This is a genomic window from Gilliamella sp. Pas-s27, assembly GCF_009795865.1.
GTDB lineage: Bacteria > Pseudomonadota > Gammaproteobacteria > Enterobacterales > Orbaceae > Gilliamella.
This window is the reverse complement of record NZ_WTEW01000001.1, coordinates 109,977-126,683: the sequence shown is the minus strand read 5'-3', so window position 1 is coordinate 126,683 and position 16,707 is coordinate 109,977. Positions and strand designations below refer to the sequence as shown.

At 36.2% G+C, this 16,707-nt stretch carries 13 protein-coding genes; 8 read left to right on the top strand and 5 right to left on the bottom strand.

Annotated elements, in window-relative coordinates; genetic code table 11:
* Positions 1–21: 21 nt before the first annotated feature.
* The gene (locus GQ589_RS00570; protein WP_160423901.1) at positions 22–912 is read right to left on the bottom strand and encodes a LysR family transcriptional regulator; all 891 of its coding nucleotides are present in this window, start codon (positions 910–912) and stop codon (positions 22–24) included.
* A 107-nt stretch (positions 913–1,019) separates the two neighbouring features.
* On the opposite strand from GQ589_RS00570, the gene GQ589_RS00565 reads away from it, so the two are divergent.
* Together GQ589_RS00565 and GQ589_RS00560 are read left to right on the top strand one after the other, a co-directional pair.
* Complete coding sequence (locus tag GQ589_RS00565; RefSeq protein WP_160423900.1) at positions 1,020–1,697, top strand: NADPH-dependent F420 reductase; 678 nt, start codon at positions 1,020–1,022, stop codon at positions 1,695–1,697.
* 115 nt (positions 1,698–1,812) lie between these two features.
* Entirely contained in the window at positions 1,813–2,598 is a 786-nt protein-coding gene (locus GQ589_RS00560; protein ID WP_160423898.1) for an SDR family oxidoreductase, read from the top strand.
* A gap of 434 nt (positions 2,599–3,032) precedes the next feature.
* Here GQ589_RS00560 and GQ589_RS00555 read toward each other — a convergent pair whose 3' ends face one another.
* Positions 3,033–3,335, bottom strand: coding sequence for a MerR family transcriptional regulator (locus GQ589_RS00555; RefSeq protein WP_160423896.1), 303 nt, complete (start codon positions 3,333–3,335; stop codon positions 3,033–3,035).
* A 148-nt stretch (positions 3,336–3,483) separates the two neighbouring features.
* Between GQ589_RS00555 and GQ589_RS00550 the strand changes: the two genes are divergently transcribed.
* Positions 3,484–4,641, top strand: a complete 1,158-nt coding sequence (locus tag GQ589_RS00550) for an MFS transporter (RefSeq protein WP_160423893.1) — start codon at positions 3,484–3,486, stop codon at positions 4,639–4,641.
* A gap of 105 nt (positions 4,642–4,746) precedes the next feature.
* The gene (locus GQ589_RS00545; protein WP_160423891.1) at positions 4,747–5,322 is read left to right on the top strand and encodes a hypothetical protein; all 576 of its coding nucleotides are present in this window, start codon (positions 4,747–4,749) and stop codon (positions 5,320–5,322) included.
* A gap of 141 nt (positions 5,323–5,463) precedes the next feature.
* Here the strand turns inward: GQ589_RS00545 and metG are convergent, their stop codons facing one another.
* Positions 5,464–7,491: a methionine--tRNA ligase gene (gene metG, locus GQ589_RS00540; protein WP_160423889.1), complete on the bottom strand. Its 2,028-nt coding sequence runs from the start codon at positions 7,489–7,491 to the stop codon at positions 5,464–5,466.
* 238 nt (positions 7,492–7,729) lie between these two features.
* On the opposite strand from metG, the gene apbC reads away from it, so the two are divergent.
* From apbC to GQ589_RS00525, 3 genes are all read left to right on the top strand, one after another.
* Positions 7,730–8,803 carry an iron-sulfur cluster carrier protein ApbC gene (gene apbC / locus GQ589_RS00535; RefSeq protein WP_160423887.1) on the top strand — a complete coding sequence of 358 codons (1,074 nt, stop codon included), beginning with the start codon at positions 7,730–7,732 and terminating at the stop codon, positions 8,801–8,803.
* Positions 8,804–9,117: 314 nt separating this feature from the next.
* Positions 9,118–9,630 (top strand): thiol peroxidase, encoded by a 513-nt coding sequence (gene tpx / locus GQ589_RS00530; RefSeq protein ID WP_160400324.1) that lies wholly within the window; start codon positions 9,118–9,120, stop codon positions 9,628–9,630.
* Between the two features lie 136 nt (positions 9,631–9,766).
* Positions 9,767–10,960: a sugar transporter gene (locus GQ589_RS00525; RefSeq protein WP_160400323.1), complete on the top strand. Its 1,194-nt coding sequence runs from the start codon at positions 9,767–9,769 to the stop codon at positions 10,958–10,960.
* 75 nt (positions 10,961–11,035) lie between these two features.
* On the opposite strand, the gene GQ589_RS00520 is transcribed toward GQ589_RS00525, so the two are convergent.
* Entirely contained in the window at positions 11,036–12,967 is a 1,932-nt protein-coding gene (locus GQ589_RS00520) for an ABC transporter ATP-binding protein (RefSeq protein ID WP_160411125.1), read from the bottom strand.
* Positions 12,968–13,165: 198 nt separating this feature from the next.
* On the opposite strand from GQ589_RS00520, the gene GQ589_RS00515 reads away from it, so the two are divergent.
* A complete protein-coding gene (locus GQ589_RS00515; protein ID WP_160423885.1) occupies positions 13,166–15,343 on the top strand; it encodes a phage holin family protein in 2,178 nt (725 codons plus the stop codon).
* A gap of 60 nt (positions 15,344–15,403) precedes the next feature.
* On the opposite strand, the gene glyA is transcribed toward GQ589_RS00515, so the two are convergent.
* Positions 15,404–16,660 (bottom strand): serine hydroxymethyltransferase, encoded by a 1,257-nt coding sequence (gene glyA, locus GQ589_RS00510; protein WP_160400320.1) that lies wholly within the window; start codon positions 16,658–16,660, stop codon positions 15,404–15,406.
* Positions 16,661–16,707: the final 47 nt, after the last annotated feature.

Genomic DNA, 16,707 nt, shown 5'->3' with positions numbered 1-16,707 from the left:
ATATTTAAACGTAATTATCACTCAAGCCATCGCATTCAGCACAAATTCAATAAATGCTTTTAACTTTGGTGGTTGCTGACAATCAGCTGTGTAAAGCATATTAAGCTGCTTCGCGGGTGGTAAAAATGACTGTAATACAGGAAGTAATTTCTTTTGCGTGATCGGTTCTTGTAACATAGCTTCAGGTAACATTGTGATACCTAATCCTTCAATTGCCGCTATCGCTAAAGCCGACGTCTGATTGCTTTGAAATGATCCTGATATAGGAATATTAATTAATTCACCATTAATCATAAATGGCCAAATATAGTCTTTGCTATTTTGATTAGCATACTGATAAACCAAACACCGATGTTGTTTCAAATCATATGGTGTTAATGGAATACCGTATTCTGCCAAATAATTTGGTGAAGCAGCAAAAATAAGTTGATGAGGATTAAGTCTACGAGCAATGAGGCTAGAATCACTCAAATCACCAATACGAAACGCGATATCAAAACCATCCTTAACTAAATCAACATAATGATCACTCAACTGAATATCAACACTAATTTTTGGATAACAATTTAGAAACCGACTAATTAGTGACACTAAAGCAGAATTACCAAACGTAAATGGTGCACTAATTCTAAGCACTCCACTAGGTTCGTCTAAAAATTGTTGTGCAAGCATAGTGGTAGCTTTAACTTCACCCAAAATACTTAAGCAACGTTCATAATACTGCTTACCAAATTCAGTAAGATTTTGTGAGCGAGTTGTTCGATTAAGTAACTTTAGCCCTAATTGCGTTTCTAAAAAAAGAATATATTTCGCAACCATTTGAGGAGAGGTATTTAATGAAATAGAAGCTGATGCAAATGAACCTGTTTTTACAGTCAATACAAAAGCTTCCATACTCCTAAATAAATCCATATTACCAACCGATAGTTGTTAATAAAACAACTTTTAAGATATTTATTACTTTTTATTTTACAAATATCATAGCATAAATCAAGCGAATATCTAAAAGGAGTAAATATATGAAAAAAATCGGCATTATAGGTGCAGGATTTGTCAGTCAAGCTTGCGCAACACTATTTATGCAAGCAGGTTATCAAGTTATGCTAAGCAATTCTAGAGATAAAAGTACACTATTTAGTGTAGCTACACGCTTAAACTGTCAAATTGGAAGCCAAGAAGAAGCCATTAAATTTGCTGATATCATTCTCGTTGCTATTCCTTTTATCAATTATACACATTTACCCACTGAATTACTCCGAGGCAAAATAGTACTTGATGCTACTAACTATTACCCTGAACGCGATGGGTATTTAGAACCATTAGATAAATATGAAATAACAACCAGTGAGCTAATGGCCAAACATCTTAATAAGTCTAAAGTTGTTAAAGTCTTCAATGCCATTCTTGCTAAAGATGTTGTTAAAGATGCAAAACCTAATGATCAATCCGATAGAAGGGCAATTCCTATCGCTGGAAACGATTTAGCCACCAAACAGACTGTTATCAATCTACTAGAAAATATCGGCTATGATTATGTTGATGTCGGTGCTTTATCAAATAGCTGGCGATTTGAACGAGCAAAACCGGCTTATTGCATACCATTAAATCGTCAACAGTTGAATGATGTTATAGCACAAACCACAAGAGAATTTGAAGTACCACACAATTCATGGCAAACAAATAATCAACAAAGATAAAAAATCAAAATAAGCCCTTTCTTCTATCATAATGAAGATACATTTATCGCCTATTCAATAGGTTAAATAGTGTTACTTAAAGAGAAATTTGAAATATTAATTAAAGGAAATAAAAATGATCAATCCAAATAAAAGATATACTGTTATAACCGGCGCCAGTTCTGGCATAGGTTATGCAACCGCCCTTGCCTTTGCCAAACGAAATAAAAACCTTATTATTACAGCAAGAAGACAAGAAAATTTAGAACATTTACGACAAGAAATAGCAAAAATTAACCCAACATTAGAAGTAATTATAAAAGTTTGTGATTTATCACAGCCAACCAACGCTTATTCCCTTTTTAATGATTTAAGCAACTATTTTATTGAAACATGGATTAATAATGCTGGTTTTGGTCATTACGGCAGTGTTCGTGATCAAGATTTAGAAAAAATCGAATCAATGCTTCATTTAAATATTGAAACCCTAACGATTTTTTCAACACTATATGTACGTAAATATCAAAATGAACCCGGAACACAACTAATAAACATCTCCTCACGAGGCGGATATACTATCGTTCCCAATGCAGTAACCTATTGCGCAACAAAATTCTATGTCAACGCCTTTACCGAAGGGCTAGCACAGGAATTAAAGCAAGCTAATGCCCAATTAACCGCAAAGGTATTAGCTCCCGCTGCAACAAAAACAGAATTTGGTGAAAAAGCCAATAATGTCAGTGAATACAACTACGATACGAGTTTTACAAAGTACCATACAGCCAAGCAGATGGCCGAATTTTTACTGGCTTTATACGATAGTAACAACATTATTGGCGAGATTAATACTAAAGATTTCTCTTTTTCACTAAAAGACAGCATATTTCCTTATTCAGGAAATCCGTCAGAAAATCAAAAATAAAACAATAACGAATTTACATGCAATGTTAAATCAAACAGCAACATATGATTTTTAACAAAATTGAACTTTGGCAATCGTTATTTTGATTGCCAATTTTAAGTTAAAAATAAAAATATAACAGCCATTATAATTAAAGGCCATTTCTAAATAACAGCCTTCTAACTTTTCACCACAGCAAACACCATCAACGTCAACAAACGATTTACCTTGAGGTAATGATTTTAATGTGACATTAGATATCGGTTTTATCTGTTTATCCTAAAAAAGGCTTACTAAAATATTAATAAAAACCTATCAATAATAAACTTAATAAAGCCATCAATTGATAAGCAAAATAATAAAATACTCATATTGAAAATATGATTATAAAACCAATTAATGACTAGAACTTAAATTAATATTATTACAATATAAAAAAACAAATATACATACAATTACATTTGAATTAGATTCATTAATGATTCTATTTTTGCAATTCTATCTTCAACTTTTTTGGCAGCACCATCCAACGAATATCCATCTTCCATTAACTCTTGAATCAAAACAATTTTTTTTATATTCGCTAAATCAAATTGACGAGACTTAGATTGTGGATCAACTGTTTTAATGATGCCTTTTTCTTCCCAATATCGTAATTTTCTAACTGGAATTTTTGTCATTTCAGAAACCTCGCCAATACCAACAATCACGGTTAATAAAAAGTCATCATATGAATTCTTAACAGAAATATCTTCCATAGCAAAACCTTTTTCATCATTTATTTTTCTATATTTTATCGATTAAATTATATTGTTACAACAAATTATGTTGATTTAAAAACCGAAATGGATATATACTGCAATTATTGTAGTTTAAATACAACAATTAAACTTAAAGGACTTATCAATGAAATATAAGTTAATCGTAGGAACAACATTAATTCCTTTTATAGCGCTTGCTGTTGTCACCCTTCTCTACATTTTTTTACCCATTCCAGAAAATTTACTAATTTTTATCAAAGGTAGTACACCAAGTAATGTCAGCTTATTAACAAGTATATTTGGTATTTTTTACGCGATTGGACTAATTATTTGGGGAATTTTATCAGATAAAATAGGCAAAGATTTTACTTTAGCAATAGGCTTACTACTTTTAGCATTAATCACTTTTATTATTCCATTGATAAGTGGTTATTATTTATTGTTGTTAGCACGTTCCATCCAAGGCTTTTGTGCAGCCTCATTTCCACCTGTTGCATTAGCGTGGATTTCGGTTAACCTTGCTGATGCAACAAAATCTAAAGCAATCTCAATTATTAGTTGTACGTTTCTACTCGCAACAACCATTGGGCAATGGTTTGGTTCAATAATGATTGTTGATTCACTGCACAAATCTATGTGGTTTTTAGGTACTATTTACACATTAGGCGGTGTATGCTTTTATTTCAACAGTTCAAAAAGCAATAAGAAAAAACCAACACTACAAAAAACATCAATAACTTCAATTTTTAGTAAACTTCCCAACATTTTGTTTAATAAAAAATTATTTCCTATCTATTGTTGTTCGCTCTTTGTTCTACTTAGTTTTGTTAGTCTTTATTCAATATTACACCATAGTTTATTAATTATTTATGTACCAACACTACGTAATATAAGCATTATTGCTATATTATTTAGTCTAACAGCTGGTTATCTATTTAAGCTAATCAAACCATTATACGTATTATTCATTGCATTATGTCTAATGAGCACTTCGTTATTAATTCACTGTTTTTATATTAATAACCAATTAAATTTTGTTAGTCTTTTATTTATTATCCATTTTATATTTGTTTTTGGACTAGCCTATGCCATTCCATCAATGATTACATGTATTACAATCAAATCTGAAGCTGAAAGTCGTGGCATTGCCGTATCGCTATACACCTGTGTTTTATTTATTGGTGCGAGTATAGGCGCCTTTTTACCAACCATTTTTGAAATGAATAATTTAATTTTACTCATCACCCTTTTTCTATTTATTTGTGCATTGCAACTAATATTAAATAAAAGAAATTACCATTAAGGTTTTTTTATAATGAAAAAAATATTTATTAGCTTAATACTTATAACAAGTTTTTTAAATTCAACTTGTTACGCAAAAGAAATGAGTACAATAAAGGAACAAACTATGAACTCAACACAAGTACAACAAGCAAAAAACATACTTGTACCAAGCTTTCAAAAGTTATTACAAAATGCAGAACGTGATTTTAATTTAGTATTAACTAAACAGGGACTCCACAATAAACAGCCTGTCACTCTTTATCGTTTTGAACCCAATGAAAACATACATCTTGAACAACAACATGTTTCATTATTAATTAATAATACTACTAAAAATTTACAAGGATTAGTAAGATTACTACCTAAATATCAGTCTTCTAGCCAACAAGTTTCCAAAGAAACCGCATTACAAATTACTCTAAATTTTCTTAAAGACTATGCACCAGATTTATTAGATAACTATAATAATAAGTGGATCAATACCCATAACGAAACTATTATTGTTGATGGCAAAAAAAACACACTAACTGGTATGAAAGTCAAATGTCGTGATTTAAATACTGGCCTCTATTTTTGGACTATCATAGGACCTGATCAAACAGAGATGGTTTTTGAAAGAGATATTGAATGGGATTTTATTCGAGCAGGAAGACAAACTCAAAAATGGTTACATGATAGTTGGTTAGCTAAACACCTATAATAGAAAAACAATACTAAAAAACAAATGCTACAATTATTTATCAAATTAACAAATTTCATACCGAAACGTATAGTTTCCTGAAACATCTTAACAAGCATATCAACTTGTTAAGATGCCGTTTATTTATAATAAAGATATCAGTTACGAAATTCGCATTCCCGGTTTAGCGCCACTATCTGGAGATAACAAGTACACACCGTCACCATCATCTTTATCACTTGCACAAAGCACCATACCTTCGGAAACACCAAAACGCATTTTACGAGGAGCTAAGTTGGCAATCATAATGGTTAAACGACCAATTAACACATCAGGATCAGGGTAAAACTGCTTAATACCTGAAAACACGTTACGGGTTTCATCGCCAATATCAAGTGTCAATTGAAGTAATTTATCAGAGCCTTCAACAAAACAGGCATGTTTAATCAACGCTACACGCATATCGACTTTAGCAAAATCGTCAAAATTAATCGTCTCAGCGATAGGTTCAGCAACGAGTGGTTTTGTTGGTTGCGCTAGTGCAGCTTGTTGTTTTGTTTCGTCAATCATAGCGGTGATTTTATCCATATCAATACGGTTAAATAAGGCTTTGAACTGATTAATCTTATGATTTGTTAAAGCGTTATCAATAGAATTCCATGTTAATTGACTATTTAAAAATGCCTCACTGCGCTCAGCTAACGAAGGCACAATTGGTTTTAAATAGGTCATCAAAATGCGGAATAAGTGAATACCCATCGAGCAAATATCTTGCAATGCTTGATCTTGCCCTTCTTGTTTAGCAACCACCCAAGGGGCTTTTTCGTCAATATAGCGATTCGCTTCATCAGCGAGTGCCATAATTTCACGAATAGCCTTACCTGATTCGCGTTGTTCAAAATAGTCAGCAATTACTTTAGATTTTTCAACAAACAAGGCATACAATTCAGGCTCTGCCACTTTGGCTGATAATTTACCGTCGAAACGTTTATGAATAAAACCAGCCGAACGCGAAGCAATATTAACAACTTTATTGACTAAATCGCTATTTACACGTTGAACAAAGTCTTCTAAATTCAAATCAATATCATCAATATGTGACGACAATTTAGCTGCATAATAATAACGCAAACAATCAGGATCTAAGTGTTTTAAATAGGTACTTGCTTGAATAAAAGTACCACGCGATTTCGACATTTTTGCGCCGTCAACCGTCACATAACCATGTACAAAGATATTAGAAGGCTTACGATATTCACTGCCGTCTAACATTGCCGGCCAAAACAAACTATGGAAGTAGACAATATCCTTACCAATAAAATGATATAATTCAGTACTTGAATCTTTACGCCAAAACTCATCAAAAATCGGTTTATTTTGTGTATTGCAGTAATTTAAAAAAGACCCCATATAACCAATTGGCGCATCTAACCAAACGTAGAAATATTTGCCTGGCGCATCAGGGATTTCAAAACCAAAATAAGGCGCATCACGGCTGATATCCCAAGGTTGCAAACCAGATTCGAACCACTCTTGCATTTTATTCGCCACTTGGTCTTGAAGTGTTCCTGAGCGAATCCACTCTTGCAACATATTTGAAAAAGCAGGCAAATCAAAAAAGAAGTGTTCAGACTCTTTTAAAATCGGCGTGGCGCCCGAAACCACAGACTTAGGGTCAATTAAATCAATAGGATTATAAGTAGCACTACACACTTCACAGTTATCACCATATTGATCGGGCGCTTTACAACGTGGGCAAGTGCCTTTTACAAAGCGATCAGGTAAAAACATCTGTTTTTCAGGATCAAATAGCTGTGAAATAACTTTAGTTTTAATATAACCATTTGCTTTTAAACGTTTATAAATTTGCTCTGATATTTCACGATTTTCTGGGCTATGGGTTGAATGGTAATTATCATAACTGATATTAAACCCAGCAAAATCGCGCTGATGCTCGGTTTTAACTTCACTAATCATCTGTTCTGGCGTAATACCAAGTTGTTGTGCTTTGAGCATAATTGGCGTGCCATGGGCATCGTCAGCACAAATAAAATAGATCTCATTACCACGCATACGTTGATAGCGTACCCATACATCAGCTTGAATGTGTTCAAGCATATGACCTAAGTGAATTGCACCATTGGCATAAGGCAGTGCACAAGTCACCAATATTTTGCGTTGAGTTGTCATGTTGATTTATTACCCTTTTTTACATAATGACAGAAATAGTACATCAAACGTGGGATTATCGCTAGATTTATGCCATAATTTAATAAAATTTCTATGCCCAATTAGCTTTGTTGGTAGTTAAATAATTTTGTTAAAAAATGCCAAATAACGCCTAACTATTTATCATGCGCTAAACCTTTAACGAATCAAACTAAAAAGCAAACAAGCATAAATATTGATACATAAAGAGATCACAATAATGAATATTGAAGTAAAAAAAATTCTTGAGAATTTTACTCATCCAACTTTGCAAAAAAATTTATTTGAACTTGGCGCAATACAAAAAATCGAAATATTAAACCACCGCTTATCTATTAACCTAACCATGCCTTTTGTTTGGCAAAGCGGTTTTGACGCCCTAAAAAAAACAACTACTCCTGAATTACTTAAACTTAACGGTATTAACGATATTGACTGGTGCCTTGAATATAAAATTGCCACCTTAAAACGTGCTAATAACCAACAGGCCATTAATAATATAAAAAATATTATCGCCATAAGTTCTGGTAAAGGAGGCGTGGGTAAATCATCAACAGCAATCAATTTAGCATTAGCTTTACAAAAGCAAGGCGCTAAAGTAGGTATTTTAGATGCCGATATTTATGGCCCCTCGATTCCAACCATGTTGGGTACAGAAAAAGAGCACCCATTAACACCAGACAATAAACACATGACCCCAATTATGGCATATGGATTAGCCAGTAACTCCATAGGTTATTTAGTTGACCCTGATGGTGCAATGGTATGGCGTGGACCAATGGCAAGCAAAGCATTACTACAAATATTACAAGATACGCTTTGGCCTGAACTTGATTATCTTGTTATTGATATGCCACCAGGTACTGGGGATATTCAATTAACGCTTGCTCAAAATATTCCAGTAACGGCGGCCATAATTGTTAGCACCCCACAAGACATTGCATTAATTGATGCCAAAAAAGGTATTACCATGTTTAATAAGGTCAACATTCCAACACTAGGAATTATTGAAAACATGAGTTACCACATTTGTGAAAATTGTGGTCACCACGAAACAATATTTGGTGAAGGAGGCGCACAACGTTTGGCCAATCAATATCAAACAAAATTGCTTGGACAAGTACCACTTCATAAAATCTTACGCCAAGATCTTGATACAGGAAAACCCACAGTCATTAGCCATCCTGATAGCGAATTTACTCAACTTTATGGCCAAATTGCCGAACATATTGCTAGCGAGTTATATTGGCAAGGAAAAACGATTTTTCCTGATATAGCGTTTAAAACATTGTAACTTAAAAACCAAACTATTGGCTGTAAAAACCACAGCCAAAATTAGATAAATTTTATAACAAACAATACTGACTAATTTCCTCGATGATTTATTAATGAAATTTGATTAATATAGAAATTCCTCAATGTGTTAACAGCAACGTTATCAACGATAACAGTAATCGGCTAATTCATTCGATAAAAACAGATAATGCTATTGCTGATCTGCTCATTTAGTTCTATATTCAACTAACGCTATCATGTGCAAAAGCTTTAATGCATTGGAAGTCGTTACACTATCCCCCCATAATTTGTCACAACACTAAGGAAACAATTATGCAAAAAAGAGCGAATGAAGTCACAATGCGTGGTAACCCAATTACTTTATTAGGTCCAAAAATCAATGTCGGTGATTTGGCACCTGATTTTACTGTGCAAGATCTAGAGATGAAACCGATAAAATTATCCGATTTTAGTGGCAAAGTAAGAATAATAAATTCAGTACCATCAATTGACACATCGGTCTGTAGTGCCCAGGTTCACCATTTCAATGTCGAAGCAGCAAAACTAAAAGATACCGTAATATTTTCAATTAGTGTTGATCTACCTTTTGCATTAAACCGTTATTGTGCAGCTGAGGGGATTGATGCCGTTAAAGTCACCTCAGATCATAAAGAACTCAACTTTGGTTTAAAATATGGCGTTGTTATTGAACAGCTACGGTTACTTACTCGAGCCGTATTTGTCATTGATAAAAATGACAAGATTGTTTACGTTGAATATGTAAAAGAGACCTCGTCTGAGCCTGATTATGACAAAGCCCTAGCGGCAGCTAAAGTATTAGCATAAATCACGATATAATATATCGCTACCTAATAATATTGGTAGCGATATACTTTAAGATTAATTTATAGCAACTATTTAATAGACAAAAATATTCAGTTATAATCAAAAGTAATCTAATCTTCCCGCCACAATCTTAATCATGAATAATAACATTACCCGATCTCGTATTTGGTCATCTATTCTATGCCTTGCATTTGCTGCATTTATTTTTAACACAACAGAATTTATACCTGTTGGTCTACTGCCTGATATCGCAAAAAGTTTTTCGATGGATAATGCTCATGCCGGATTGTTACTAACAATTTATGCGTGGTCGGTTTCGCTACTATCGTTGCCACTAACGGTATTAACCTCCCAAATGGAACGAAAAAAGCTACTCATATTACTATTCTGCTTATTTATTGGTAGTCACCTATTAGCTGGGATAGCGTGGAATTTCTACAGCTTAGTGGCAGCCAGAATTGGCATCGCTTGTGCACATGCCGTCTTTTGGGCTATCACAACGCCACTCGCCGTTCGACTAGCACCCAATGGCAAAAAAGCCAAAGCCATGGGCTTTATTGTGATTGGTGTTTCAATGGCTACCATACTCGGCATTCCGATTGGAACAATAATCGGGCAATGGGTCGGCTGGCGCGTAACCTTTTTATGTATTGGCTTCTTCGCCTTTTGTGTCATGCTAATACTGATTAACTTATTACCTAAGTTACCAAGCACCAACATCATTTCGATGAAAAACATACCACAGGTACTAAAACGCCCAGTACTGCTTAACATCTACCTACTCACTGCGATCATTATTGCAGGACACTTTACGGCTTACACCTACATCACCCCATTTATGACAAATGTTGGTGGATTTGATCAACACGTCATTGTCGGTTTATTACTGGTTGTTGGATTTTCAGGCATGATTGGCAGTGTGATTTTTGCCAAATATGCCAACAAAAACCCAACGGCCATTTTGTTTATTCCCGTATTAACATTAGGCATTTGCTTATTATCGCTTGACGTTAGTTCGCTCAGCATCTACACCGCCATTATTCAGTGCTTGGTATGGGGGCTTTCAGTGACCATTATCGGCATGGTTATGCAAAGCAAAGTCATTGACGCTGCACCTGACGCAACCGACATTGCCACATCGGTTTATTCGGGCATCTACAACATCGGCATTGGAGGGGGCGCATTTATTGGCAGTAAGGTACTCATTTTCCTATCAACCAAAGACATCGGATTTGTAGGGGCAATTTTTGTCATCATTGCCCTACTATTGTTCGCCTTTCATTCTAGAAAGCTGTGGAACATCAAAACGGAAGAATCACAACAGAATTAATCCCCCACAAGCCAAACAGCATTATTTATTAACCACAATGATAAATAATGCTCAACATGGCTGATTGGCAAAGGGTTATGACTGACTTAACGACTCTAACTGCTCCCACCTTTCAAAGACAGCCTCTAGCTCGGCTTCTTTGTCGGCTAACTGCTGCAATATGGCGTTAGTCACCTCGTGAGGTTGATTAAAAAAGTCGTGATGACTCACTTGCTGTTGCAAATCGGCAATATCGCTTTCTAACTGCTCTAACCGACTTGGCAATTGTGCTAGCTCGCGTTGCTCGTTATAACTCAGCTTAACACGTTTTTTAGTGGCTTGTTCATGACGAGGCAAAGTTGCAACGTTGTTAGCTTCTTTTTTGGCTGACTCAGCATTCTGATTAACCGTCGCCACTTTAACTGGCTGAGCTTGCTGTTGTTGTTGAAGTGCATCGGCATAACCGCCAGCATAAACACCAATACGGCCTTGATCTTCAAAAAACCAACATTGAGTCACCACATTATCAACAAATTGCCGATCATGGCTAACTAACAAAACGGTTCCTTGATAATCGTTGACTAACTCCTCTAACAACTCGAGCGTTTCGATATCAAGATCATTGGTGGGTTCGTCAAGGACTAACAAATTACTGGGTTTTAAAAACAGCTTAGCTAGCAATAAACGATTACGCTCCCCACCAGATAGCGCTCGCACAGGTGTTCTTGCCCGTTTAGGTGGAAACAAAAAGTCTTGCAAATATCCCAATACATGACGTGATCGACCATTTACCATCACCTCTTGTTTACCTTCAGCCAAATTATCCATCACTGTTTTTTCGGGATCGAGCTCTAACCGATACTGGTCAAAATAAGCTACTTCAAGCTTTGTACCACAATGTACACTACCTGATGTCGGTTGCAAATTACCTAACATCAGCTTAAGCAACGTTGTTTTACCAATACCATTAGGCCCAATCAACGCTATCTTATCGCCACGCAACACTTGCACACTAAAATCATTTACGAGCAACTTATCTTCAACTTGATAAGTTACATTATCAAGCTCAAAAACGATCTTCCCTGAACGTAACGCCTCTTCAATTTGCATCTTGGCATTACCCATAACTTGACGACGCTCATTATACTCTTGACGCATTGCCTTTAACGCACGTACTCGCCCTTCGTTACGTGTACGGCGAGCTTTAATACCTTGTCTAATCCAGACCTCTTCTTGAGCAAGTTTTTTATCGAATTCTGCATTTTGTAACGCTTCAACGCGTAGTGCTTCCTCTTTGCCCAACAGATAATTATCGTAATTACCACTCCAAGACGAAATATGCCCTCGATCTAAATCAATAATACGTGTTGCCATTTGACGAATAAACGAACGATCATGAGAGATAAACACAATACTGCCATTAAAGCTTTTTAAAAACTCTTCTAGCCATTTAATGGTCTCAATATCTAAATGGTTTGTTGGTTCATCAAGCAATAAGACTGTCGGTTGACAAACCAACGCCTTTGCTAAAGCCGCTTTACGCAACCACCCACCCGATAACGAAGACAACAACGCATCGCCATCTAACGACAATGACGAAATCACATTACGAATACGGCTATCTAATTGCCAACCATTTTGATGATCTAACTGTTCTTGCAATTTGGCTAATTTAGTTAAATTACTTTCACTAGGATCTTGCTCAATACGGTGGGATAAATCGTAATAATCTCTTAACAACTGCGCCTGTTCGTGCAAACCTTCAGCAACAAAATCAAATACATTACCTTGCACATCACGTGGAGGATCTTGCTGTAAGCGTGACACAATCACATTATTTTCATAAATAATTTGCCCTTCATCTAGTGGCACTTCTTTATTTAGTACTTTAAGTAACGTCGACTTGCCAGCACCATTACGGCCAACAAGACAAACACGCTCGCTTGGCTCAATAGACATATCGATATGATCAAGTAGCGGTGCATCGCTAAATGAAAGATAAGCATTGGTAAGATTAATTAATGACATATTATTGGTTTTTATTGGATATTAAGTAATAAGACGCTATTCTATCACAAAGTTGCCCAAGTCAACTAAATCAAATACCAAAGATACACTAATAGGTCTCACAAATATTAGAAATCACTATTCAGCTCTATCAAAAAAAACAATTACTGTTTATATTAACTAACAAAATATTATTTAGATTTTTATATGAGGATAATTATGAGTCACATGTGGACATTTCAGCGTGTCGGTGGGCTTGATCAAGTTGTATTTAAAAACGCCAATGACATTATCAATTTACCTAATTTAGATCCTAAATTATGGGTAGCACTAAGTTGCCCAACCACAGGTCTTGATTTTGACGAAAGAACCTTAGAACTACTTGATTCAGATAAAGACGGACGTATCCGTATTCCTGATATCCTTGATGCTATTAGTTGGACACAAGACAAAATCACCTCATTTGACAGTATCTTACAGTCCAGTGAAACACTGCCTTTATCCGAAATTAACACCTCGACCCCACAGGGGCAAAAGCTATCGATTACCGCACACAGCATCTTAGCTAGCTTAAATAAAAACGGCATAGATTATTTAACGCAAGATGATATACAGCAATCAATACAAAGCAATGCAAACAAACTTTATAATGGTGATTTAATCTTCCCTGCCTCAAGCGAATTATCGGCTGACATGCAAATCTTTATCCAAACCGCCATCGACACAACGGGCGCACAAAAAGATATGAGTGGACAAGATGGCATCGATCTAAATATTGCCACCACCTTCGTTGACAACCTAAAAACATGGTTACAATGGCAAACACAAATCAGCACCACACCAACTCCATTTAGGGAAAACAGCGCTGAAATTTGGAAGTTAATCGAACAACTCAAACCTAAAATTGATGATTATTTTTTACGGGTTGAACTTGCACAATATGCACCGCAAGCACAAACCTCGCTCAATGTCGATGAAAAATTCATTGTGCCTACACAAAATGGACTATTATCAGACAAAGACTTAACTGAACTACCCCTATCAAAAATCGACATCAACAACACACTTGATCTTGTCAATGGGCTTAACCCGCTTTGGAAAGCAAAAATTAGCCGCTTCAAAACATTAGTAGAATCATCGCTATCCAATCCCGACCAACTCACCCAACAAGAGTGGCAAGATATTCAACAAAATTTAAAAACTTATGCCACACTAATCAGCGCAAAACCCGAAATAGCGCAATTAACTGTTGCAACAAAACCATCGGCTAGCATAGAAGACATCCCCAACAACACCATCGTTAACTTAGCCAACGGTGACTTACTCAACGAATTTAAACAAATGGTTGAACAAGACAATCAAACACCGATATCCGCATCAGACATAATCACATTAGAAAAGTTAGTTCTATTTCACAAACATCTTTACCGCTTACTGGTTAACTTTGTTTCTTTTGCGGACTTCTTTTCGCTAAAAACACGAGCTGCCTTTCAGCTAGGAAAGCTGTATATTGATGGACGTTGTGCTACTCTCTGTGTTGCTGTTGATAACATTGCCAAACACACAGTAATGGCAAACTATTCCGAGCTCTGCTTACTCTATTGTGAATGCACAAGAAATGGACAAAAAAAGACCATTGCTGCCGCAATAACCGCAGGGCAAGGTGATTTATTGATTGAAGGACGTAATGGCGTATTTATTGACAACGACGGCAACGACTGGGATGCCAATGTGGTCAAAATCATCACTAAACCCATCAGCATACAACAAGCAATTTGGGCACCTTATCAACGAATGGGGCGCGTGATTACTGAACAAATAAATAAATGGGCAAGCAGTAAAGATGCCAACATTGAAAAATCAAGTGAACAGGCACTACAAAACCCAAACAACAAATTTGACATTGGCAAAAGTGTGGGAATTTTTGCCGCAATTGGGTTAGCAATTGGCGCAATCGGCACAGCATTAGCCACAATATTCCAAGCCATTTTTGCACTAGCTTGGTGGCAAGTACCTTTGGTTTTTATAGGATTATTCCTGATTATTTCTGGCCCTTCTGTTATTTTGGCATGGTTAAAATTACGTCGAAGAACACTTGGACCATTACTAGAAGCATCAGGTTGGGCAATTAATGGGCAAGTTAAAATTAACTTAATGTTAGGAAGCTTACTCACCAGTAAAGCCCAGCTCCCTGCCGATGCAAAACGCAATTTGCGTGATCCAATGAAACAACGTCACCACAAACTCGCTATTATTTTTTGGTTAGCAATTTTACTCGGTATTGGGGCTACAGGAGGTTGGTTATGGCATGAGGGTTACCTTGACCATTACATTAAGGAACACAAACAAGAACAGATACAAAATAAAACCGAGACAAACGCCAACATTGATAAATAAAATCAACTTAACAACACATTTCGCCGACAATTGTCGACTGTCGGCGAAATTAAACAACAATCAATGCTGGTAAACCGGCAAACATCGGCAAATAGCTAACACCTTTTCTTTCACGGCTTGAATCGTTTGCTCATCATCAATATTATCTAAAACATCACAAATCCAATTGGCTAAATCACGCGATTCGGCTTCCTTAAAACCACGACGAGTAATCGCCGGCGTACCAATACGCACACCAGATGTTACAAACGGACTTTGCGGATCTTTCGGCACACTATTTTTATTAACGGTAATATTCGCACTGCCTAACGCAGCATCGGCTTCTTTACCAGTAATATTTTTATCAACTAAATCAATTAAAAATAGGTGATTGTGTGTTTCACCAGAAACCACCTTATAACCACGTTTTAAAATCACCTCAACCATAGCTTTAGCGTTTTTCACTACTTGTTGTTGATAAGTTTTATACTCAGGCTCCATCGCCTCTTTTAACGCAACGGCTTTAGCTGCTATCACATGCATTAAAGGTCCGCCTTGCGCTCCGGGAAAGACAGCAGAATTTAACTTTTTATATAACTCTTCACTACCACCTTTAGCCAAAATCAAACCACCACGAGGACCCCCAAGCGTTTTATGCGTTGTTGTCGTCACCACATGCGCATAAGGGACAGGATTAGGATAAACTCCTGCCGCAACTAACCCAGCGACATGCGCCATATCCACAAATAAATAAGCCCCCACACTATCGGCGATTTCACGCATACGTTGCCAATCCACTACCCCAGAATAAGCCGAAAACCCACCAATAATCATTTTTGGTTTAGATTCTTGAGCTGTTTTAGCCAACTTGTCATAATCAATACGCCCTGAATCATCAACTCCATAATCCACAATATGATAAAGCTTACCTGAAAAGCTAACGGGTGAACCGTGCGTCAAATGACCACCTTCAGACAAGTTCATACCTAAAACAGTATCACCGGTATTTAAAAGCGCCATATAAACAGCAAAATTCGCTTGAGAACCAGAATGTGGTTGCACATTGGCATAGTCTGCACCAAATAGAGCCTTAGCCCGTTCAATTGCTAATTTTTCAACAATATCAACATATTCACAACCACCATAATAACGTTTACCAGGATAACCTTCGGCATATTTATTGGTTAATTGCGAACCTTGTGCTTGCATTACGCGTGGACTGGTGTAGTTTTCAGATGCGATCAATTCAAGGTGATCTTCTTGACGCTGCTCCTCACCTTTTATCGCATCCCAAAGTTCCTTATCGTACTCGGCAATAGCCATCTTGTTGCTAAACATATTGGCTCCTTATCATCTAATTATACAGTTTATCGGATTTTGCTTTA

Excerpts from the sequence above, each read along its gene's own strand:
- glyA (WP_160400320.1), bottom strand. The coding sequence starts at position 16,660 with ATGTTTAGCAACAAGATGGCTATTGCCGAGTACGATAAGGAACTTTGG.
- GQ589_RS00525 (WP_160400323.1), top strand. The coding sequence starts at position 9,767 with ATGAATAATAACATTACCCGATCTCGTATTTGGTCATCTATTCTATGC.
- tpx (WP_160400324.1), top strand. The coding sequence starts at position 9,118 with ATGCAAAAAAGAGCGAATGAAGTCACAATGCGTGGTAACCCAATTACT.
- apbC (WP_160423887.1), top strand. The coding sequence starts at position 7,730 with ATGAATATTGAAGTAAAAAAAATTCTTGAGAATTTTACTCATCCAACT.
- GQ589_RS00515 (WP_160423885.1), top strand. The coding sequence starts at position 13,166 with ATGAGTCACATGTGGACATTTCAGCGTGTCGGTGGGCTTGATCAAGTT.
- GQ589_RS00565 (WP_160423900.1), top strand. The coding sequence starts at position 1,020 with ATGAAAAAAATCGGCATTATAGGTGCAGGATTTGTCAGTCAAGCTTGC.
- GQ589_RS00520 (WP_160411125.1), bottom strand. The coding sequence starts at position 12,967 with ATGTCATTAATTAATCTTACCAATGCTTATCTTTCATTTAGCGATGCA.
- metG (WP_160423889.1), bottom strand. The coding sequence starts at position 7,491 with ATGACAACTCAACGCAAAATATTGGTGACTTGTGCACTGCCTTATGCC.
- GQ589_RS00550 (WP_160423893.1), top strand. The coding sequence starts at position 3,484 with ATGAAATATAAGTTAATCGTAGGAACAACATTAATTCCTTTTATAGCG.
- GQ589_RS00560 (WP_160423898.1), top strand. The coding sequence starts at position 1,813 with ATGATCAATCCAAATAAAAGATATACTGTTATAACCGGCGCCAGTTCT.
- GQ589_RS00545 (WP_160423891.1), top strand. The coding sequence starts at position 4,747 with ATGAACTCAACACAAGTACAACAAGCAAAAAACATACTTGTACCAAGC.
- GQ589_RS00570 (WP_160423901.1), bottom strand. The coding sequence starts at position 912 with ATGGATTTATTTAGGAGTATGGAAGCTTTTGTATTGACTGTAAAAACA.
- GQ589_RS00555 (WP_160423896.1), bottom strand. The coding sequence starts at position 3,335 with ATGGAAGATATTTCTGTTAAGAATTCATATGATGACTTTTTATTAACC.